This is a genomic window from Maribacter luteus (genome assembly GCF_009674825.1).
Taxonomy (GTDB): Bacteria; Bacteroidota; Bacteroidia; order Flavobacteriales; family Flavobacteriaceae; genus Maribacter_A; species Maribacter_A luteus.
Genome location: NZ_WKJH01000008.1, coordinates 37,485 through 57,639, shown reverse-complemented (window position 1 = coordinate 57,639; position 20,155 = coordinate 37,485). Strand labels below are relative to the sequence as shown.

The 20,155-nt window shown below is 38.8% G+C and carries 18 protein-coding genes; 11 read left to right on the top strand and 7 right to left on the bottom strand.

Going from position 1 to position 20,155, the window contains the following annotated elements:
* Positions 1-25 precede the first annotated feature (25 nt).
* The 3 genes from capB to GJ691_RS10665 form a co-directional block, all read right to left on the bottom strand.
* Positions 26-1,285 (bottom strand): cysteate-C-fatty acyltransferase, encoded by a 1,260-nt coding sequence (capB, locus tag GJ691_RS10675; protein ID WP_154366709.1) that lies wholly within the window; start codon positions 1,283-1,285, stop codon positions 26-28.
* 124 nt (positions 1,286-1,409) lie between these two features.
* A complete protein-coding gene (gene capA / locus GJ691_RS10670) occupies positions 1,410-2,453 on the bottom strand; it encodes a cysteate synthase (protein ID WP_154366706.1) in 1,044 nt (347 codons plus the stop codon).
* 79 nt (positions 2,454-2,532) lie between these two features.
* On the bottom strand, positions 2,533-4,593 hold the full coding sequence (locus GJ691_RS10665) for a S9 family peptidase (protein WP_179955094.1): 2,061 nt from the start codon (positions 4,591-4,593) through the stop codon (positions 2,533-2,535).
* 142 nt (positions 4,594-4,735) lie between these two features.
* On the opposite strand from GJ691_RS10665, the gene GJ691_RS10660 reads away from it, so the two are divergent.
* Together GJ691_RS10660 and GJ691_RS10655 are read left to right on the top strand one after the other, a co-directional pair.
* Positions 4,736-5,062: a YbaB/EbfC family nucleoid-associated protein gene (locus GJ691_RS10660; RefSeq protein ID WP_154366704.1), complete on the top strand. Its 327-nt coding sequence runs from the start codon at positions 4,736-4,738 to the stop codon at positions 5,060-5,062.
* Between the two features lie 41 nt (positions 5,063-5,103).
* Positions 5,104-5,556: a thioredoxin family protein gene (locus GJ691_RS10655; RefSeq protein WP_154366702.1), complete on the top strand. Its 453-nt coding sequence runs from the start codon at positions 5,104-5,106 to the stop codon at positions 5,554-5,556.
* Positions 5,557-5,896: 340 nt separating this feature from the next.
* On the opposite strand, the gene GJ691_RS10650 is transcribed toward GJ691_RS10655, so the two are convergent.
* Positions 5,897-6,997, bottom strand: a complete 1,101-nt coding sequence (locus GJ691_RS10650; protein ID WP_154366700.1) for an OmpA family protein — start codon at positions 6,995-6,997, stop codon at positions 5,897-5,899.
* 227 nt (positions 6,998-7,224) lie between these two features.
* Between GJ691_RS10650 and GJ691_RS10645 the strand changes: the two genes are divergently transcribed.
* Entirely contained in the window at positions 7,225-7,539 is a 315-nt protein-coding gene (locus GJ691_RS10645; RefSeq protein ID WP_154366698.1) for a YegP family protein, read from the top strand.
* A gap of 3 nt (positions 7,540-7,542) precedes the next feature.
* On the opposite strand, the gene GJ691_RS10640 is transcribed toward GJ691_RS10645, so the two are convergent.
* Together GJ691_RS10640 and GJ691_RS10635 are read right to left on the bottom strand one after the other, a co-directional pair.
* On the bottom strand, positions 7,543-8,565 hold the full coding sequence (locus GJ691_RS10640) for a GntG family PLP-dependent aldolase (RefSeq protein ID WP_179955093.1): 1,023 nt from the start codon (positions 8,563-8,565) through the stop codon (positions 7,543-7,545).
* A 35-nt stretch (positions 8,566-8,600) separates the two neighbouring features.
* The gene (locus GJ691_RS10635; RefSeq protein ID WP_154366696.1) at positions 8,601-11,018 is read right to left on the bottom strand and encodes a zinc-dependent metalloprotease; all 2,418 of its coding nucleotides are present in this window, start codon (positions 11,016-11,018) and stop codon (positions 8,601-8,603) included.
* Positions 11,019-11,212: 194 nt separating this feature from the next.
* On the opposite strand from GJ691_RS10635, the gene GJ691_RS10630 reads away from it, so the two are divergent.
* The 8 genes from GJ691_RS10630 to GJ691_RS10595 all read left to right on the top strand — a co-directional run bounded on the left by GJ691_RS10630 (position 11,213) and on the right by GJ691_RS10595 (position 19,877).
* A complete protein-coding gene (locus GJ691_RS10630; RefSeq protein ID WP_154366694.1) occupies positions 11,213-12,676 on the top strand; it encodes a circularly permuted type 2 ATP-grasp protein in 1,464 nt (487 codons plus the stop codon).
* A gap of 3 nt (positions 12,677-12,679) precedes the next feature.
* Positions 12,680-13,627, top strand: a complete 948-nt coding sequence (locus GJ691_RS10625) for an alpha-E domain-containing protein (protein ID WP_154366691.1) — start codon at positions 12,680-12,682, stop codon at positions 13,625-13,627.
* Between the two features lie 42 nt (positions 13,628-13,669).
* Entirely contained in the window at positions 13,670-14,527 is an 858-nt protein-coding gene (locus GJ691_RS10620) for a transglutaminase-like domain-containing protein (protein ID WP_154366689.1), read from the top strand.
* 65 nt (positions 14,528-14,592) lie between these two features.
* Positions 14,593-15,691 (top strand): peptide chain release factor 2 gene (prfB, locus tag GJ691_RS10615; RefSeq protein WP_154366688.1). Its coding sequence is split into 2 segments (ribosomal slippage): positions 14,593-14,655 and positions 14,657-15,691, totalling 1,098 coding nucleotides; the frame shifts between segments, so codons are not numbered across the junction.
* Positions 15,692-15,708: 17 nt separating this feature from the next.
* Positions 15,709-16,326, top strand: a complete 618-nt coding sequence (locus tag GJ691_RS10610) for an HAD family hydrolase (protein WP_154366686.1) — start codon at positions 15,709-15,711, stop codon at positions 16,324-16,326.
* Positions 16,327-16,345: 19 nt separating this feature from the next.
* On the top strand, positions 16,346-16,693 hold the full coding sequence (gene arsC, locus GJ691_RS10605) for an arsenate reductase (glutaredoxin) (protein ID WP_154366684.1): 348 nt from the start codon (positions 16,346-16,348) through the stop codon (positions 16,691-16,693).
* 144 nt (positions 16,694-16,837) lie between these two features.
* Positions 16,838-17,350 (top strand): hypothetical protein, encoded by a 513-nt coding sequence (locus tag GJ691_RS10600; RefSeq protein WP_154366682.1) that lies wholly within the window; start codon positions 16,838-16,840, stop codon positions 17,348-17,350.
* Between the two features lie 13 nt (positions 17,351-17,363).
* Positions 17,364-19,877: a TonB-dependent receptor gene (locus GJ691_RS10595; RefSeq protein WP_154366680.1), complete on the top strand. Its 2,514-nt coding sequence runs from the start codon at positions 17,364-17,366 to the stop codon at positions 19,875-19,877.
* Between the two features lie 49 nt (positions 19,878-19,926).
* On the opposite strand, the gene GJ691_RS19530 is transcribed toward GJ691_RS10595, so the two are convergent.
* Positions 19,927-20,103 carry a hypothetical protein gene (locus tag GJ691_RS19530; RefSeq protein ID WP_179955092.1) on the bottom strand — a complete coding sequence of 59 codons (177 nt, stop codon included), beginning with the start codon at positions 20,101-20,103 and terminating at the stop codon, positions 19,927-19,929.
* Between the last annotated feature and the right edge of the window lie 52 nt (positions 20,104-20,155).

The window sequence follows — 20,155 nt, the reverse complement described above, 5'->3', positions numbered from 1 at the left end:
GTCTTTTTATTTTATTTTAAACTACTTACTCTCCCATTGCGGCAGCAACAGCAGCCGATAATCTTTTGTAAGTACCGTTTTCCAGCCTTTCCCGTATTGCTGAGAAAGCGTCCAATGTTTCATTAATATCAGCCATAGTATGGGTAGCTGTAGGGATTAAACGCAATAGAATCATCCCTTTTGGAATTACAGGATAAACCACAATTGAACAGAAAATTCCGTAATTCTCCCTAAGGTCCTTAACCAAAGCCATGGCCTCTGGAATACTACCACTTAAATATACCGGGGTTACACAACTTGTTGTGGTACCGATATCAAAACCTCTTTCTTTAAGTCCGTTTTGCAAGGCATTTACATTTTCCCAAAGCTTGGCCTTAAGTTCAGGCATGGTACGTAGCATGTCCAAACGTTTTAAGGCTCCTTTTACATAAATCATGGGTAACGATTTAGCGAACATCTGGGAACGTAGATTGTATTTTAAATAATCTATGATTTCCTTATCCGCTGCCAAGAAGGCACCGATACCTGCCATGGATTTTGCAAACGTAGCGAAATATACATCAATATCGTCCTGAACACCTTGCTCCTGACCTGCTCCACCACCTTTTTCCCCTAAGGTACCAAAGCCATGGGCATCGTCTACGAACAATCTGAAATTATATTTTTCCTTTAAGGCAACTATTTCCTTTAGCTTTCCTTGTTCCCCGCGCATACCGAAAACACCTTCGGAAATAACCAAGATACCGCCACCGGTCTGTTCGGCCATTTTCTTGGCACGTTCCAAGTTTTTCTCAAGGCTTTCAATATCGTTGTGCTTAAAAGTAAAACGCTTACCCATATGTAAACGAACACCGTCGATAATACATGCATGGGCATCTACATCATAAACGATAATATCATCTTTGGCTACCAAAGCATCTATGGCCGAGACCATTCCTTGGTATCCGAAATTCAATAAATAAGCGGACTCCTTACTTACGAATTCAGCCAGTTCCCTTTCCAATTGCTCATGAAAATCGGTATGGCCACTCATCATTCTTGCCCCCATAGGGTAAGCAGAACCATGTTCTGCCGCAGCTTCGGCGTCTACTTTCTTGATTTCGGGTAAATTTGAGAGTCCCAAGTAATCATTGATACTCCAAGTGATCACTTCTTTTCCCTGAAATTTCATCCTATTCGATATAGGTCCCTCTAGTTTTGGAAAAACAAAATATCCTTCTGCCTGAGAAGCCCATTTTCCCAACGGACCTTTGTTCTCGATTATCCTTTCAAATATATCTCTCATTTTACCTCTTTGATTTATCTGCAAAAATATTGATTTTTACGCAGCATTCATAACTCATTCTCATGCAAAAAAAGCAACGATCTTGACATCATTGCTTATATCTGGCCAAGATTATATCAAAACCTTATTTTATAAACTGTACACTTTGTATTTCTTCTTTGACTTCGGCAGATTCATTAAACCCTTGTGCTTCCATCCACTCATCGCTGTAGATCTTACTCATATACCTAGAACCGTGGTCTGGGAATATGACAACTACATTACTATCTTTATCAAATTTACCTAACTCATTAAACTGTTTTATGGCCTGCATGGCCGCTCCACTGGTATACCCTGCAAAAATACCTTCGGTACGGGCCAACTCCCTTGCCGCATGGGCACTTTCCTCATCAGTTACTTTTATGAACTCATCAATAACCTTAAAATCAGTGGAATCCGGAATCAGATTTTTACCAAGACCTTCGATCCTGTATGGATAGATTTCATTCTCATCAAATTCCATGGTCTCATGATATTTCTTAAGCACCGAGCCAAAAGCATCGACACCCAAAACTTTGATATCCGAATTTTTCTCTTTTAAATATCTAGCAATTCCTGAAATTGTTCCTCCAGTACCACTGCATGCTACCAAATGGGTAATATTACCATTGGTCTGCTCCCAAATTTCAGGGCCAGTGGAATGATAATGTGCATCAATATTCAATTCATTGAAATATTGATTTATATATACCGAACCTTTTGTTTCTTTATGTAATCGTTTTGCAACCTCGTAATATGATCTTGGGTCATCGGCGCTAACATGGGCAGGGCAAACATAAACCTTTGCGCCCATGGTCCTAAGCATATCGATCTTATCTTTTGAAGATTTGGAACTAACGGCCAAAATACAATCGTATCCTTTAATGATACTCACCATGGCAAGGCTAAATCCCGTATTACCGGATGTAGTTTCTATGATCGTACTGCCTTTTTTCAATATACCTTTCCTTTCCGCTTGGTCTATAATAAAGGACGCTATTCTATCTTTTGTAGAATGTCCCGGATTAAAGGCCTCAACTTTAGCGTAAAAGTTACCTTGAAGATTTGCTGTTGATTTTGTCAGTTTGACCAGGGGGGTATTTCCTATTAAGTCAAGGACACTATCGTAGGCATTTATCGTTTGTTCCATAAAGGCAATCTATATTTTAAATTCTGACAACCATCGATAAAATGTCAAAATTTGTCTACAAAACTACTATTTTTTTTTATTATCGATTGATTTTTCCTTCCAAATCTAATATAAAGGCATATTCCTTAGCAACTTCCTTAAGGGATTCGAAACGACCTGAAGCACCTCCGTGACCGGCATCCATATTAATGTCGAACAACAACAAATTATCGTCCGTTTTTAAATCCCTTAGTTTAGCGACCCATTTGGCAGGCTCAAAATATTGCACTTGGGAATCGTGCAAACCAGTGGTCACCAACATATTAGGATAATCCTGAACTTTAACGTTATCGTAGGGCGAATACGATTTCATATAATCATAATACTCCTTTTCATTAGGATTGCCCCATTCATCATATTCTCCCGTTGTCAATGGTATGGAGTCGTCTAGCATCGTGGTTACAACATCGACAAAAGGTACGGCCGCAATGACCCCATTATAAAGTTCCGGGGCCATGTTCACTATCGCCCCCATTAAAAGTCCGCCAGCAGACCCTCCCATGGCATATAAATGTTGGGCACTGGTATAGTTATTGTCTATCAAGTACTTTGAACAATCGACAAAATCTGTAAAGGTATTCTTCTTTTTAAGTAGCTTACCATCATCATACCACTGTCTTCCCAAATACTGACCTCCGCGAATGTGCGCAAGGGCATATACAAAACCACGGTCGAGCAAACTTAACCGAATGGTCGAGAAATATGGGTCAATGGTTGAACCATAAGAGCCGTAGGCATACTGCAGTATGGGAGTTTGGCCATTGATTTCGGTATCTTTATGATAAACGATGGACATGGGTATTTTAACCCCATCACGGGCTGTGGCCCAAATACGTTCAGATGTATAATTTTCTTTTTTGAAAGCACCCCCAAGCACTTCTTGTTCTTTCATAACGACCTTTTCCTTGGTTCGCATATTAAAATCTATTACCGAACTTGGGGTGGTCATGGAATTGTAACCATAACGTAAGATTTCAGTATCGAACTCGGGATTGGTACTCACATAGGCCGTATAGGTCTCATTATCAAAAGGCAAATAATAACTCTCAGCTGTGTCCCATCGTGTGATTTTCAGGTTATTTAAACCGTTTTCTCGCTCAGAGAGCACATAATAATCCTTAAAAATATCTATGTCCTCCAGAAGAACATCTTCCCGATGGGGTATAAACTCTTTCCAATTTTCAGAGGAAGTGTTCTTCTCCCCTACTTTCATCAACTTAAAGTTCCTCGCCTTATCCTTATTGGTCAAAACATAAAATGATTCCTCATAATGGGCGATAGAGTACTCCAAGCCTCTTTTTCTGGGAGAGAAAACCTCGAAATCGGCGTAAGGGGTATCGGCGTTTAAAATCCTATATTCGGAAGTTAAGGTACTATAACTCCCGATAACTAAGAATTTCTTTGATTTTGTTCTATATACAAAAGTACCAAAGGTTTCATCTTCCTCATGAAAGACCAATTGATCCTCCTCCGTTTTAGTCCCTAATATGTGCCGATAAATTTTATCGGAACGCAGCGTAACGGGATCTTTTTTACTGTAGAACATCGTTTTATTATCATTGGCCCAAACGGCACCACCCGTAGTATTCTCAATTTTATCGGAATAAACTTCCCCGGTTTCCAAATTCTTGATTTGAACGGTATATTGCCTTCTAGAGACCGTGTCTATACCAAAAACGGCCAATTTATTATCCGGACTTATCGCTATTCCCCCTAAATTAAAGAAATCATGGCCTTCTGCCAGTACATTACAATCGAACATTATTTCCTCTGGCGCCTCCAATGTACCTTTATGCCTACTGTAAATAGGATACTCCTTTCCCTTTTCATAACGGGTAACATACCAATATCCGTTCTTTTTATATGGTACCGAAGAATCATCCTCCTTTATTCGTGCCTTCATCTCCTCGAACAAAAGATTCTGAAAATCCGTCGTATGTGAAGTCAATGCTTCATAATAACTGTTCTCTTTCTCAAGATGGGCTATAACTTCAGGATCTTCCCTATCGTTCATCCAATAGTATTCATCGACCCTTATATCATTATGTATTACTAATTCCTTTCTAATCTTCTTAGCAACGGGGGCTACATTATTTGTCATGCTATTCTATTCATTATGGAGAGCGAATGCAAAAGTAAGACTTAACATAGAAACTATCATTCTTTTGGCCAAGTGTATCCTAAAATTGACGTATCGGTACAATTTATTAATTTTGGCTCCGTAACCTTATAAAAAAGACACCATGTTTGGAGATATGATGGGAATGATGGGAAAACTCAAAGAAACCCAACAAAAAGTTGAAGCGACTAAAAAAAGATTGGATACCGTTTACATAGATGAGAAATCTGTAGATGGATTATTATCGGTTTCCATTTCGGCCAATAGGGCCATCAAGGAAATAAAAATTGACGATAGTTTATTACAGGATAAGGAACAGTTGGAAGACTACCTGATCTTAACTTTAAACAAGGCCATTGAAAACGCCACTAAAGTCAATGAAACCGAACTTGCGGCAGTTGCCAAAGAAGGCATGCCCAATATTCCGGGAATGGATTCGTTATTTAAATAAACCCTTGGCAAGGTTTTTGAAAAGTTTTAAAAAACGACACGATGAAAAGTATATTACTACTATTAATAGTTCCCTTTTTCATTAGCACCCAGAATTATCTTGAGGCTGAAAAAGACACGAAGTGGCTGACCGATTATGAAAAGGCCATAAAAAGAGCAAAAAAAGAAGATAAGAACGTTTTGGTCTATTTCACCGGTAGTGACTGGTGCCCTCCTTGTAAGATGCTGAAAACCGATCTATTCGAATCGGCAGAGTTCAAAGCGCTCGCAGAGGATTATGTCCTGTTATATGTAGATATGCCACGGAATAAGGACCTTCTGACCCACGATCAACTGAAACACAACAAAGAGCTATTGAAAAAGTATAACAAGAAAGGGGTTTTTCCACTGTTGACGATAGTAAATGAAAAAGGCAATGCTTTGGATGAATATTCCGGTTATAGCATGAATGGTGAGATACGCTATCATTTACAACTGTTGAACAAATATAAATAGTTGAACAATTCAAATACAAAGGAAAGCTTCCATTTTTGGAAGCTTTTTTTATTGGCCCAAGGCTTTTAATAAGATGGGTTCTATCGCAACACAACTGTAAGGGCAATACATCTTTAGTCAAATTGGACGACTGAAAGCTTGTTTTATTAAGTAGAGCCAAATACAGGAAGCTGCTAAAGAAAATGAAGCTTGTTCAAGCCCAACCTTTTTGTATTCCTAACCTAGACCATCTTCAAAAGCTTGAGAACATCTTTAATGTATGAGCCAACAAAAATGACGGAAATAAAAAAGGGCCTCCCTTTCGGGACGCCCTTTTCATAGGTTAGTGTTTTCTTTTTGACTAGTTGTTAATCAATCGGAATTCGGTTCTTCTGTTAACAGCATGCTCTCTTTCTGTACAAGAAACACCTTCTCTACATCTGTTCTTAACTTTGTTCTCACCGTAACCATTGGCTACCAACAAGCTAGAGTTGATTCCTTTAGTGATCAAATAATCAGCAACCGCCTTAGCTCTTCTTTCAGAAAGATCTTGGTTAGAAGAAGCATTACCCCTAACATCGGTATGGGAAGCGATCTCTAATTTAACACCAGGGTTTTGCTGTAATACAGGCATTAATCTAGTATCGATAATTCTTTTGGCCTCAGAAGTCAATGTTGCACTTCCTAAGTTCCAGTTGATCGGTAAAGCTTGGTATTCAACTAAAGAACACTCAACTTCTGTCCAAGTAGTTAAACCACCTTTTTGCTTCAACACCTCTTTAGAGATAGTTTTTGTTACTGCAGGAATCGTTTCCTCAACTGTGTAAGCATCTTTATCCAAAACGGTTTTCGTAATTTCATCGTATTGAGCAGGGATAACCTCTTCAACAACTTTTGCTGGCTCTAACAAAACCCTTTTCGTGTAAGTCGCGTTTTGGGAACCTAACGGAGTTTTGGATACAGAAGCATCTGTTCCAAGAACTTCTGTAGAAATAGTGGTAAACTCAGCAGGATACCCTTTGTAACACCAGTATCTACAATCATCAGGATTTCCAGAAGCACAATCAGGTGCAGCAGCTCCCAATTCCCAATTGGCATAGGCAGGCTTAACCTCAATAGTTTCTGAACTTGCCCTAAAAGTAGCAGGGGATACACGTAATGTATTTCCTCCTTCTTTAGAAACATAAGTAATAGTCTCTGTTCCCCATTTCTCTGGAATAACTGTCAATCTTTTTCCAGCAGCTTTAACCTCAACCCTTTCAGTAATAGTCTTGAATGTTGCAGGTACGGTTTTTAAAACCTTGTAAGCAGGTTTTACGGTCAATGTAACTGTTTCGTTAACATAAACATCTGGAGTTGTACAACGAACGTAACATTTTCCCGGTTCAGGATTAGATGGCAAATCTTGTGCCATGGTAATGGATGCAGTCATAACTGCGAAAAGTAAAAGAACTTTTTTCATAATTAAAATTTAGTGTTTGTTATATTGTATTTGTTCACTTGCTGCGAAAATAGTGGCCAACCCTATTTGAAATATAAAGAACGAAACGGGTTTTAATTTTCATCGATAAATCGTATTATTTTATCGATGAAATACACTTTTATCAGTTTATTCTTACATATATTTGAATTTGTAGCGCTTTCAAATATGCTTAAAAAGTGTTATTTTTAAGAATAGGATATATAACTATGATCGAAATAAACAAAAAGGGGGCGAACAGCTTTAGTTTTAAACTTAAAACCGAAAGTGGGCACACTTTATTGAAAAGCGTAGAATACCCAAACAAAGAAATTATAGAACGGACCGTGGCCAACCTGCGGCCAATTGAAAACAATACGTTAAGGTTCGAGCGCCGAACCAATAATGAAGGATTCTTTTTATTCGATATAAAAAATTCAAACGGTCAGCTTATAGGCCACAGTCAAAACTATACTTCTGAAGCCGGTATGGAAAATGGCATAAAGAATCTAATCAACAATATGGAATCCCTATTAGACCAATAATACCTAGAGTTTTTTCAAGGTCTTTAAAAAAACGGCATGCATTTCATCGGTATAATCCAAATGGGTAACCATACGAAGCTTGCCTTGGCCCATTCCTATTATCGATATTCCCTGCTCAAGCAACTTATCCAAAAAAACAGCTTCCGTAATACTACCCTCCTCTATTTCAAAAATCACGATATTAGTCTCTATGGGCTCCACTTTTTTAATGAAGGGCAAATTCTCAAGGGCAACACCTATCTCAAATGCTTTTTTATGGTCATCTGCCAATCTACTTCTATTATGGTCCAGAGCATAAAGGGCAGCAGCAGCCAAATAACCTGCTTGTCGCATTCCACCACCTAAAATCTTCCGTATCCTCAAAGCCTTATCCATCATGGCCTTACTTCCGACCAAAACAGAACCTACGGGACAACCTAACCCTTTACTAAAACAAACACTTATGGTATCGAAAAGTTCACCGAACTGCTCGGGCTTTTCATTTTTGGCGACCATCGCGTTCCAAATCCTGGCACCATCCAAATGATAGGCAAGGTTATGGTTTTTACAAACCTTCTTTATTTTTTTCAGCTCTTCAATATCCCAACAAGCACCACCACCCTTATTGGTCGTATTTTCAATACATACCAATGTGGTCAACGGACTGTGATAAAAATCTGGTGGATTGATTGCTCCCTCGACCTGTTCGGCTGTCATCATTCCCCGATGACCATCGATCAACTTACAGGAAACACCACTGTTAAAACTGACTCCCCCTCCCTCATAATTATAAATATGGGCATATTTATCACAAATCAACTGTTCTCCTGGCTGGGTATGCAGTTTAATCGCTGTCTGGTTCGCCATAGTTCCACTTGGGAAAAACAAGGCTTCCTCCTTTCCGAATAATGCCGCGGTCTTGGCTTCAAGTTCATTTACAGAAGCATCGGTCTTGAAAACATCATCACCAACCTGTGCATTCATCATGGCATCCAACATTCCCTTGGAGGGTTGGGTCACCGTATCACTAATTAAATTGATATTCACTTTGTTATTTTATTTTAAGAATTCTAAAACAGGTTCTAATCTATTTGCTGTTCCCAATGCATACAATCCATTCCAATCGGAGAGCCATCCGGAATCTTTGGAGCTGCGATCAATTTGAATTTTTCCGGAGCTTTTTCAAAACCATCGATCTTCCTGATAATTTCTTGTGCATATGCATTACTACTTGAAAGTAATTTCTTTTTTAATTCCTTAAGTTTCTGATGGGCGATTGCATTTACTTGAGGATAAACGCTATCTTGGGCAGCAAGATTCATAAGGTGGTACAAAACCCTAAAGTTGATACTCCATTGTACTTCATTAAGATAAGTATCTTTTTGCTGCTTGTACAGCGTATTTTCAATCAAACTGTCCAACACTTCGGATAGCCCAAAATTATCTGGTTCCAATGCCTTTTGCTGAATCAGCCTCGAGGCTTTTTCAGGATGCAAAATAAATGTCAATGTCATACCTGCAGCTGTTCCCGATGCGGATAAGGCATCAAAAGAAACCCCTGTTTTCCCTTTAAATGACTCCCTGCTCTTTCGATAACCAAATGCCCTTGGAGGAAAAAGTTTTAATTTTTCCTGTGGAATGGCCATCCATTTAGCGTCCAACGTTTTAAGGGTGGCCATAAGTGCTTGGTTTTGCGTTTTTCTATCGGCTATTACAACGACTGATTGTCCGTCTCCTTTTACCGCATAATTGTAATCCATACCACCTACGACCTTAGCTACCGCTTCAGTTTGGTAGCGGTGAAAGAAATACAAAGGCACGAAAACATCTTCCAAAACCGTATTGGGCTCCCCTGTTTTGATATTATCAATGGAAAAATTATCAATGGCCTTGGCCCTTAATTTCAACATGTCCTCCAACTCTTTTGCTACGTCCTTTCCGTTATCCCAAAGATGTGCCAAAACATGGGCACTACCCTGCGGACGGGCATCTTGGTCAGTTATATAACGAAGACCTTTATCAGTGGCACTATCGAGGATTGCCGAAAGTGCTTTTTTTTCATCGGTATTTTCAGGAATATCGGAATATGAATAAGCAACGGTGACCTTATCCCACTCCCCGATTCCCGTCGCATAGGCACTTGAAAAATCAATTTCCCCATTGTTCAATTTAAATTGGGGATGCGGATAATCCATCACCGATGCCCTATTATTGGTAGAAGCCGCATAATTATGTGCAAAACCAAGAGTATGGCCGATCTCATGGGCGGAAAGTTGCCTGATCCGAGCCAAAGCCATATCCAACATGGGTTGGTAATTATCATCGCGTTCTGCAAACGGCTTGTTCATTAAAGCTTGGGCTATCAAGAAATCCTGACGAATACGTAAACTCCCCAGACTTACATGACCCTTTATGATTTCACCTGTTCGTGGGTCGGTAATACTACTGCCGTAACTCCACCCTCTAGTAGACCTATGAACCCATTGGATCACATTATAACGAACATCCATAGGATCGGCATCATCAGGGAGCATTACCAACTGAAATGCATTTTTATATCCTATGGCCTCAAAGGCCTGGTTCCACCATCTTCCACCATCCAATAGTGCAGAACGGATAGGTTCTGGTGTACCATTATCCAAATAATAGATTATAGGCTCCACAGCCTCACTGACTTTCGCATTCGGGTCCTTTTTCTCTAATCGATGCCTAGTAATGAACCTTTTTACAATAGGCTCCTGGACCGGTGTGGAATAGTCAAAATAACTGAAAGGATAGGATCCCGATCGAGGGTCGAAAGTCCTTTTCCCAAATTTGTCATCTGGTAATTCAATAAAGGAATGATGTTGGGCAACCGTTACCAAGTTTGCATTCGGCGATACTGATTTAATATAACCCCCAGTAGCCTCGCCCTTAAAAGTCAGGGTTACATCAAACTCGATATTCTTTGGAAAAGCCTTCGTCCGATCCATGGCAAAAGCACTTCTAGAGGTATCTAATTTATAAGACCCTTGTTTTGTTTTCTTTAATCTTGCCGTTACCCCATGGGTGTCTTGCATTAAAAAATCAGTGATATCTATGATATACGTGCCATTCTTTTTTTCCTTTATCTTAAAACCGAACAAAACCGATTTCGCAAAGGCCTGTTCTACCGATTTCTTCTCCAAAGCATTATCGGTCAAGGCCCTGAACTTTAAATTGGGCTGCACCAACAACAATTTATTCCCTGCCTTTTTAAAATACACGACCTGTTCATTTCCGAGTTGGCCGCGATCCAACCCTATATCATTACTTCCTATACCACTACTTAATGAATAAACATAGAGAAATTCTTTTTCAAGATCTTTAACCTCCATATACATTTTATCATTGGCATCATCATAATAAAAATCGAACAGGCCTGTGAATTTTTGAAAATCCTTTTTTTGATCAGAAAACTGGGCGTGGCTAAAATTTGATGTAATCAAGATTAAAATAAAAGTAGTCAAGGAGTATCTCATAAGGTTAATTTTGGAAATCTAAATTTAGATAAAAGATTTGACTTGAAAACCCTCATAATAAAGGCTTCAAAAAAATAGGATTCATAAAAATCAGGTTTATAATTTAAGAAGAACATAAAAAGACAAGGGTGAGCAAATATGAATTGGGTACTGCTTGTTTAAAAATTGTAATTTGTTAGTAAATAATCAGGAATATGGCAAATATTGATAGCGGTATATTTTCTTCATATAAACGAAACACCGATCTTTTCGATGAATTATTTGATGAAAATGGATCAATAAAATCAGTTTATCAAGAACTATTCGATCTTTATGGGGCCCATTCTATCAAAGACTATGTAAATCTTAACGATAAGGCAAAAGCTTCTTTTTTTAATCAGGGCATTACATTCCAGGTTTACGGTAAAAACGAAACGCAGGAAAAAATCTTTCCGTTTGATCTATTCCCTAGGATTATAGATTCCAACGAATGGGAAATTATAGAAAAAGGATCTATTCAACGTAGCAAGGCATTGAATCTGTTTCTATGGGATATTTATCACGAAAAGCAAATAATCAAAGATGGTATAGTACCATTGGAACTTATCAGTTCTTCCAACAACTATCTTCATCAAATGATGAACTTAGATCCACCTGGTGGCATTTACAACCATATTTCTGGCACGGATATCATAAAGCATTCAGATGGCAACTTTTATGTTTTGGAGGACAATATACGTTGTCCTTCAGGGGTGAGTTACGTAATTTGCAACCGTACTGCCCTTAAAAGAGCACTTTTTGGGGTGTTCAATCATTATAAGACCCATACGGTTACCGATTATGGGGAAAACCTATTGGATCTTTTAGAGTCCGTAAAACCCAAGGGAGTCGATAATCCGGTATGTGTTGTTATAACACCCGGCATGTACAATTCGGCCTTTTACGAACATTCTTACCTCGCAAAAACCATGGGTATTGAGTTGGTACAAGGTAGCGACCTCTTCGTCGAAAATGATTTTGTTTATATGAAGACCATACGCGGCCCTATTAAAGTAGATGTCATTTATAGACGAATCGACGATCTTTTTTTAGACCCATTAGAGTTCAAACCCGATTCGGCATTAGGTGTTCCCGGACTCTTCGCCGCCTATAAAAAAGGTAATGTAACCCTTGCCAATGCCCCAGGTACAGGAGTTGCTGATGACAAAGCCGTATATACCTATATGCCACAAATTATCAAGTATTATCTTGATGAAGAACCCATATTGAACAATGTACATACCTACCATTGTAGTAGACCGGATGAACTTAAATATGTTTTGGAACATGTGCATGAACTTGTCATAAAGCCAGTTGATGAAGCCGGTGGATATGGTATTTCAATAGGTAACAAACTTACCAAAGCTGAAATCGAAAATGTTAAAAAACAAATAAAGGAATCCCCTCGAAAATATGTAGCCCAACCTATAATGTCGCTCTCCGTACATCCTACGTACATAGATAAAAGCGAATCTTTTGAACAACGTCATATAGACCTAAGAACCTTTACGATACTGGGAAAAGATAAGGAGTATGTCCTAAAAGGAGGATTGACCAGAGTCGCCTTGGAAAAAGGAAATCTTATTGTTAACTCATCCCAAGGTGGCGGATCAAAAGACACTTGGGTTTTAAAAAATTAATGAATGCTTGCAAGAGTAGCGAATAACTTATTTTGGATGGGCCGTTATATTGAAAGGTCCGAACATATTGCCCGATACCTGAACGTGAATTATTTTTCCTCATTGGATGCCCCCAATTCATTATCACAATCGAGGCAATTTGTACTTCATTCCATGCTTTTTATGGTAGGTGAAAAAGAAGAGGACCCTACGAAGGTACTTATTGAAGAAGATGTATTATTTAAGATAGGTTTAGATCCAGATTCACCGAATTCGATCCTGAACAATATTAAGTACGCTAGGGAAAACGCCAATAGCGCAAGAGATCTTATTTCGACAGAATTATACGAATCATTGAATAAATTCTATCACTTTAGTGTCAATTATCCCGTGGCAACCTTTGTAAAAAACGGTCTTTACGACTTTACCACGAATATTACAGAGATCACTTCCGTCTTAAGGGGAAAAATCAGGGGTACCTTATTGCATAATGAAGTATATGCAATTATCATGATGGGCATGAACATCGAAAGGGCAACGCAGATAACACGAATAATCAACTCTAAATATAATGACGCCCTAAAGGCTCAACTGAATTGCGGAGAGCCTTTGAGCAAGAGTTTTGAATGGACGACCTTATTGAAATGCACCGAATCTTACGATATGATGCGTCGTTTTTACAAAAAAACACCTACAAGTATTTCAACGTTGGAATTTTTGGTATTGAACCCTAATTGCCCAAGGTCGGTCATGAACAGTTTAAACCAGGTATATCAACATATACTACTTTTAGACACCAATAGATATTACAATAAAAGTTCAACGGCCTTCCTTGTAGGAAAAGTAAAGTCTGAATATCAGTATAAACATATAGAGGAAATCGAGGGAAACATAAAATCATTTATAGAGAGCATACTCGAAAGTTTAAGCCAGATAAGTATAAAAATGGAAAAAGAGTTTTTTAACTATTAATTCTATTGTATTGCTTTATTTTAGCACTCCTATACTTGAACTATGTCGACAGAATATGTAATTACCTATAAAGCTGAAAACCTATATGAGGGTCCAGTTCATAAAGCACATTGGCAGTTTCTGATTATCCCCGAGCAAAATACCACCCAAGATTTGGTCAGTATCGATTTTAAGAACTCCATAAATGCCTATGATGAGCGATCAGTTAATGGTTTTGGTTTTAGATCCATACGTATACGACCAAAAAAAGAATTTGACCAAATCCGCTTCGAAGCTTCCTTTAAACTTGTAAAACACCAAACCAATCCTTTTGAGTTAGATTCAGGTTTAACCCCCTCCGAAGAATATGAAAAAATAAACTCTCTTGATTTTAAGGTGGATTTTGAACCATTTTTACGATTTACCCATTTCACATCCTTACCGGATAACAGTCAGGACTTATTCAAGTTTAGAAGAGACATTTCCATTTTCGAAAACCTTCAAGCATTGAATACATGGATATTCAAGGCCATCAAATACTCCTCTGAAGTTACCGATGTTCAGACAACACTGGAACAAATTATTGAACATCGACAAGGAGTTTGCCAAGATTTTGCCCATTTGTTCTGTGCCCTATCCCGAAAAAACAATATTCCGACCAGATATGTATCAGGGTACCTTCATCAAGGAAACGGCTATTTCGGGGATGCGCAAATGCATGCATGGGTAGAAGCATATATCCCGAATATGGACTGGGTAGGTTTCGACCCTACGAACAATATCTTGGTAAGTGACAACCATATAAAAGTAGCCCACGGCAAGGACTATGATGATTGCGCCCCTTTAAAAGGAGTTGTTTATGCCAGTGGAGACAATGAAACTACGCATTCTGTTGAAGTGCTGAGCCAAGAACAACAATAAAACTTTTTAAAATGCATCAGTAAGTACAACTAAAGTATATTACTTTTGTGCAAAAATCAGAATATATGATAACCGTAGATCAATCTAAAGATCTTATTGAGCGCCTTGGTGCGTTAAGGAGGTATCTTTGACATAGATGCCAAGCTTATAGAGATAGAGAACGAAGAGGAAAAAACACTTGCCCCCGATTTTTGGGATGACCCCAAAAAAGCACAGGAGCAAATGAAATTCATCCAATCCAAAAAACATTGGGTAGATGATTATAATACGGCCAACACTTTGGTCAGTGACCTCGAAGTTTTGATCGAGTTTCAGAAAGAAGGTGAAGTGCCCGAGTCAGAGGTTACCGCACAATATGAAAAAGCCACCGATCTTATTGAAAAATTAGAGTTCAAGAACATGCTTTCGGAAGAAGGTGATGAATTAACGGCCGTTTTACAGATTACCGCTGGTGCCGGTGGTACAGAAAGTTGTGACTGGGCCTCCATGCTTATGCGGATGTATATGATGTGGAGCGAAAAAAACGGATATAAAGTTAAGGAACTCAATTACCAAGAAGGGGATGTTGCCGGTATCAAAACAGTTACCTTAGAGATTGAAGGTGAATATGCCTTTGGGTGGCTGAAAGGGGAAAATGGCGTACATCGTTTGGTTCGTATCTCCCCTTTTGACAGCAATGCAAAGAGGCATACCTCCTTTGCGTCAGTATATGTGTACCCCTTAGTGGATGATAGTATCGAAATCGAAGTAAACCCTGCCGATATTGAGATAACCACCGCAAGATCCAGTGGTGCGGGTGGGCAGAACGTGAACAAAGTAGAAACAAAAGTTCAATTAGTACATAAACCCACGGGCATACAGATTCAATGTTCGGATTCCCGATCACAGCACGACAACAGGGCTACAGCAATGAAAATGTTGAAATCCCAACTGTATGAAATCGAACTCCGTAAAAAAATGGAAGCCAGGGAAGAAATCGAATCCTCTAAAATGAAGATCGAATGGGGGTCCCAAATCAGAAATTATGTAATGCATCCTTATAAATTGGTAAAAGATGTAAGGACCGGGGAAGAAACCGGTAATGTCGATGCCGTGATGGACGGTAGTATAGATCAATTCTTAAAGGCCTTTTTAATGATGATGGGGCAAAAAGAGGATGAATAAACTGAAATGTAACTTCTATGAAAGTAATAGATACGGTAATATTTGATCTTGGAGGTGTCTTGATAGACTGGAACCCCAAATACCTTTATCGTGAGGTTTTTAATGGAGATGAAGAAAAGATGGATTGGTTCCTTAATACCATCTGCACTTATGAATGGAATATGGAGCATGATGCAGGAAGACCTATAAAAGAAGGTACCGAGCTCTTGATCAATGACTATCCCGAATATGAATCTTGGATCCGATTGTACTACGATCAATGGCCAAAAATGTTGGGAGGCCCAATTTCGGACACGGTAAAAATCTTAAAGCGGTTGAAGCAAATGGAAACCTATAACCTTTTTGCTTTGACCAATTGGAGTAACGAGACCTTCCCCATAGCCAAAGAGCGATATGGTTTTTTGAATGATTTTGAGGGTATAGTGGTTTCCGGTGATGAAAAAACCAGAAAACCTTACCCTGAAATCTATGGGATTATTTTGGATCGATATAAAATCTCCCCGGATAAGGCCGTTTTTATAGATGACAACCATGACAATATCGTAACCGCCGACAAATTGGGGATTAAAGGAATCCATTTTAAAAACGCAGATCAATTACAAGAAGAGTTACTGGCCTTGAATGTCAAATTATAAATAGATAAAATAATTGAACATGATTACGATTTACCATAACCCTAGATGTTCAAAATCCCGTCAAGGTCTAAAGGCGTTGGAAGATTCCGGGGTTCAATTTAAGACCATCAAATATTTGGAGGATATTCCTTCTAAAGAGGAATTGAAAAAGGTGTTGGACTATTTGAACATTCCCGCTGAGAAGTTGGTTCGTAAGAACGAAACCATTTGGAAAGAAAAATTTCGAGGAAAAGACCTTACCGACGATGAGATCATTACCGCCATGGTCGACTACCCCAAACTGATAGAACGGCCCATAGTAATTAAAGGCCAAAAAGCGGTTATCGGAAGACCTGTCGAGAATATTCTAGATCTCCTACAAAAATAGTATACTGTTTTTGATGCCCTCAAGGATGAAAACCAAACGTGGCATCCTTCTTGTTATTCTTAAGAAACACTATTTTTGAATTAACAAAGTTTTAACCTTTGCGGGTTAAACCTTCAATTATTTTTATAATCTAATACTCACGTAATGAAATTCAATAGCGCATTCTTTCTCGTTCTTTTTATCTTATTGTTGTCAGGTATAGAGTTACATGCCCAATACGGTTATGGTAACGGTTATGGCTATGGCGGATATAACAGAGGTAGTTATGGCAGAAGCCGTAGTTCAATACCCCAAGTCCAAACTCCTGAAAAAGAGCCGGAACCTCTAACTGCCGATCAAATCGTCGAAAATGAAATGCCGGCAATAGCATCGGCACTCGAATTGAATGAGTTCGAAACCGCTGTTTTAAGCAGTATCTTAAAAAAATATGTTCAAGAACGTATTGAAATGCAGATACTTAAGTTAGAGCCAGACCAGATGCGAGCGCAAATGGAAAAGATTACCGAGCGACAAACGGAAGAATTGAAAGCGGGACTGCCATTGGAAAAGTATGAGGCTTTTGTAGAACTCCAAAAGAAAGGAGTGGCCAAGACCAACAAGGAGAAAAAGAAAAAGAAGAAAAAGGAAAAAAAGAAAAAAAAGTCCGATAAGGATTAAACCAAACAAATAAATGAAGCATCTATTCCCGTTAGTTCTATTATTCGCAACGTTTACCACAATAGCCCAAAGACCACAAGGACAGCGACCCGAACCCATTACAATAACAGGAATAGTCATAGATCAGGATACAGGGCAACCTTTGGAATATGCCACCTTGATTTTACAGAGCCTTAGAGACCCAGATAAGGTAACCGGGGGTATAACGGATGCATCCGGTAAGTTCTCAGTAGAGACAATGCCGGGAAGGTATAATGCAAGGATAGAATATATGTCCTATAAAACCTACAACTTCGAAGCCCAAACATTCAAAACTTCCACAGATTTAGGAACCATTAAATTGGTCTTGGACGTTGAACAACTACAAGAAGTTGAAGTAACTGCCGAACGCACGACCGTTGAGCTTCGGTTAGATAAGAAAATTTACAATGTAGGATCGGATCTTACCGTTAAAGGTGGTTCGGTAACCGATGTCTTGGACAATGTGCCATCGGTTACAGTTGATGTGGAAGGCACCATAAGCCTGCGTGGTAATGAAAGTGTACGAATATTGGTGAACGGCAAACCCTCTGCACTATCAGGCCTTAGTACCGATGCTTTACAGCAACTACCTGCCGAGGCCATTGAAAAGGTTGAAGTCATTACCAACCCGTCTGCCCGTTATGATGCCGAGGGCACCGCAGGAATCCTGAATATCATTTTAAAACAAAGTAAAACAGCAGGTGTTAATGGATCTGTAAGTTTAAACGTTGGCACCCCTGAATCTTACGGAGCCAATGTCAGCCTCAATCTAAGAAGGGATAAGTTCAATATATTCACGAATACATCCTATAGATACCGTAATAGTCCTGGAAATGCACTTTTTGAGCAAGAAAATTTCAATGAGGATGGATCTACCGCAAGTTTTCAAGATGAAATAAGGGATTATCAAAGGCAAAGTGATGGCTTTAATACGAACATTGGTTTCGAATATTTTATCGATGAATCGAGTAGCATCACTAATTCCTTTGTTTATAGGACATCCGGTGGGGATGACAATACGGATATTGATTTTTTCAATTACGATGCCGTTATGAACCCTACGATCCAAAGAAACCGGTTCTCTACCGAAAGTGATGACGACGAAGATGTACAATATTCCGTGAATTACAAGAAAAACTTTGAAAGGGACGGGCATGAACTTACAATCGATTACCAATATTCTTCGGGAAGCGAACTTGAAAATTCGATAATAGAAGAGACCATTGTCGGTGAAACTGATGAGCTACCTACAGAACAGACCATAAACGACGAAAACCAGGTTAGCCAATTGGTTCAAATGGATTATGTTCTGCCATTTGGAAAGAACAGCAAATCCCAGTTTGAATTAGGTTATAGAGGAACCTTCAATAATTTCAATACCGATTTTAATTACGGCATTCTTACAAACGGGGTTCTTGCCAGTGACCCTGATTATAGCAATGAACTTAATTATAAGGAATATGTAAACTCTGCCTACACCCAATTAGGAACTAAGATCGATAAATTCAATATATTGGGCGGTTTGCGAATGGAAGCATCGGATATAGGTATAGAATTGGTAAATACGAACGAAGTAAGCAATAAAACCTATGTAGATTGGTTTCCTTCCCTATTTTTAGGATATGAATTTTCCGAAAAGGAACAGCTTACCATCAGTTATAGCCGAAGGTTGCGAAGGCCACGTTCAAGGTTCATCAACCCTTTCCCTTCAAGATCCAGTAACACTAACCTTTTTCAAGGTAATCCCGACTTAGATCCTACTTATACCAATGCTTTTGACCTAGGATATTTAAGAAGGTGGGATAAATTTACATTCAATACCTCTGCTTATTATAATTACTCGACCGGGGTTTTTCAATTCATTACCCAAGAAACCGGGGATTTCGTTGAAATTGAAAATTCAGAAGACCCTTCCAATCCGGTAATAGTACCCGTTCAGGTTCGTACACCCATTAATTTAGCTGACGAAAGTAGGTTCGGTATGGAGTTTACCACATCATTCGTTCCGAAAAGGAATTGGAGGTTAAGTTGGAATCTGAACCTTTTCCAACAAAAATTAACCGGGGATTATGAATACACCAATTATCAGAATGAAGTAATTGTCCAAAATTTTGATGTGGACAATTTTACCTATTTCACTAGATTCAGTGCTAAATTACCATTGCCCGGAGCAATAGATTTCCAATCCAACCTTTTTTATATGGGACCTTCGGAGAGTGCACAATCAAAATACAAAAGCATGTTGAGCACCAATCTAGCCTTTAGTAAGGATGTAGTTAAGGACAAAGCCACGGTTTCATTGAATGTGAGCGATTTGTTCAATACCCGCAAGCGTAGAAGTGAAACCAGAACCGACAATGTATTTACTTATAGTGAATTTCAACGTAGGGAAAGGCAAGTGACTTTATCTTTCCTTTACAGGTTCAATCAACCCCAGAACCAAAAAGGTGAAAGAAACGGCCAGAGAAATGGAGGCGGGGACGATGATATGGATTTTGAAGGATAAAATACCAAAACAGCATAAAACAAAAAAGAAGCCAAATGGCTTCTTTTTTTTATTCTTGTAAGCGAGCAGCCTCTTTGGCTTTTCGTTTTTCCTTTATCAACTCCCTGATATTACCGAATAACCAATAAGGCACTACAAATGTAATTAAGAAGATCATCAGCCAAAAGCCAATGGTAAAAATGGTTAAAAACGCTAAAAATCCTAAATATTGGTCAAAATCGAACATCTGTACTTGTTTATTAAAAACAAATATACTTTGAAAAGATTCAAAAGAACAA

What these genes read in the sequence shown, in the direction of transcription:
- capB (WP_154366709.1), bottom strand. Translation starts at nt 1,285, where the DNA reads ATGAGAGATATATTTGAAAGGATAATCGAGAACAAAGGTCCGTTGGGA.
- capA (WP_154366706.1), bottom strand. Translation starts at nt 2,453, where the DNA reads ATGGAACAAACGATAAATGCCTACGATAGTGTCCTTGACTTAATAGGA.
- GJ691_RS10665 (WP_179955094.1), bottom strand. Translation starts at nt 4,593, where the DNA reads ATGACAAATAATGTAGCCCCCGTTGCTAAGAAGATTAGAAAGGAATTA.
- GJ691_RS10660 (WP_154366704.1), top strand. Translation starts at nt 4,736, where the DNA reads ATGTTTGGAGATATGATGGGAATGATGGGAAAACTCAAAGAAACCCAA.
- GJ691_RS10655 (WP_154366702.1), top strand. Translation starts at nt 5,104, where the DNA reads ATGAAAAGTATATTACTACTATTAATAGTTCCCTTTTTCATTAGCACC.
- GJ691_RS10650 (WP_154366700.1), bottom strand. Translation starts at nt 6,997, where the DNA reads ATGAAAAAAGTTCTTTTACTTTTCGCAGTTATGACTGCATCCATTACC.
- GJ691_RS10645 (WP_154366698.1), top strand. Translation starts at nt 7,225, where the DNA reads ATGATCGAAATAAACAAAAAGGGGGCGAACAGCTTTAGTTTTAAACTT.
- GJ691_RS10635 (WP_154366696.1), bottom strand. Translation starts at nt 11,018, where the DNA reads ATGAGATACTCCTTGACTACTTTTATTTTAATCTTGATTACATCAAAT.
- GJ691_RS10630 (WP_154366694.1), top strand. Translation starts at nt 11,213, where the DNA reads ATGGCAAATATTGATAGCGGTATATTTTCTTCATATAAACGAAACACC.
- GJ691_RS10625 (WP_154366691.1), top strand. Translation starts at nt 12,680, where the DNA reads ATGCTTGCAAGAGTAGCGAATAACTTATTTTGGATGGGCCGTTATATT.
- GJ691_RS10620 (WP_154366689.1), top strand. Translation starts at nt 13,670, where the DNA reads ATGTCGACAGAATATGTAATTACCTATAAAGCTGAAAACCTATATGAG.
- GJ691_RS10610 (WP_154366686.1), top strand. Translation starts at nt 15,709, where the DNA reads ATGAAAGTAATAGATACGGTAATATTTGATCTTGGAGGTGTCTTGATA.
- arsC (WP_154366684.1), top strand. Translation starts at nt 16,346, where the DNA reads ATGATTACGATTTACCATAACCCTAGATGTTCAAAATCCCGTCAAGGT.
- GJ691_RS10600 (WP_154366682.1), top strand. Translation starts at nt 16,838, where the DNA reads ATGAAATTCAATAGCGCATTCTTTCTCGTTCTTTTTATCTTATTGTTG.
- GJ691_RS10595 (WP_154366680.1), top strand. Translation starts at nt 17,364, where the DNA reads ATGAAGCATCTATTCCCGTTAGTTCTATTATTCGCAACGTTTACCACA.
- GJ691_RS19530 (WP_179955092.1), bottom strand. Translation starts at nt 20,103, where the DNA reads ATGTTCGATTTTGACCAATATTTAGGATTTTTAGCGTTTTTAACCATT.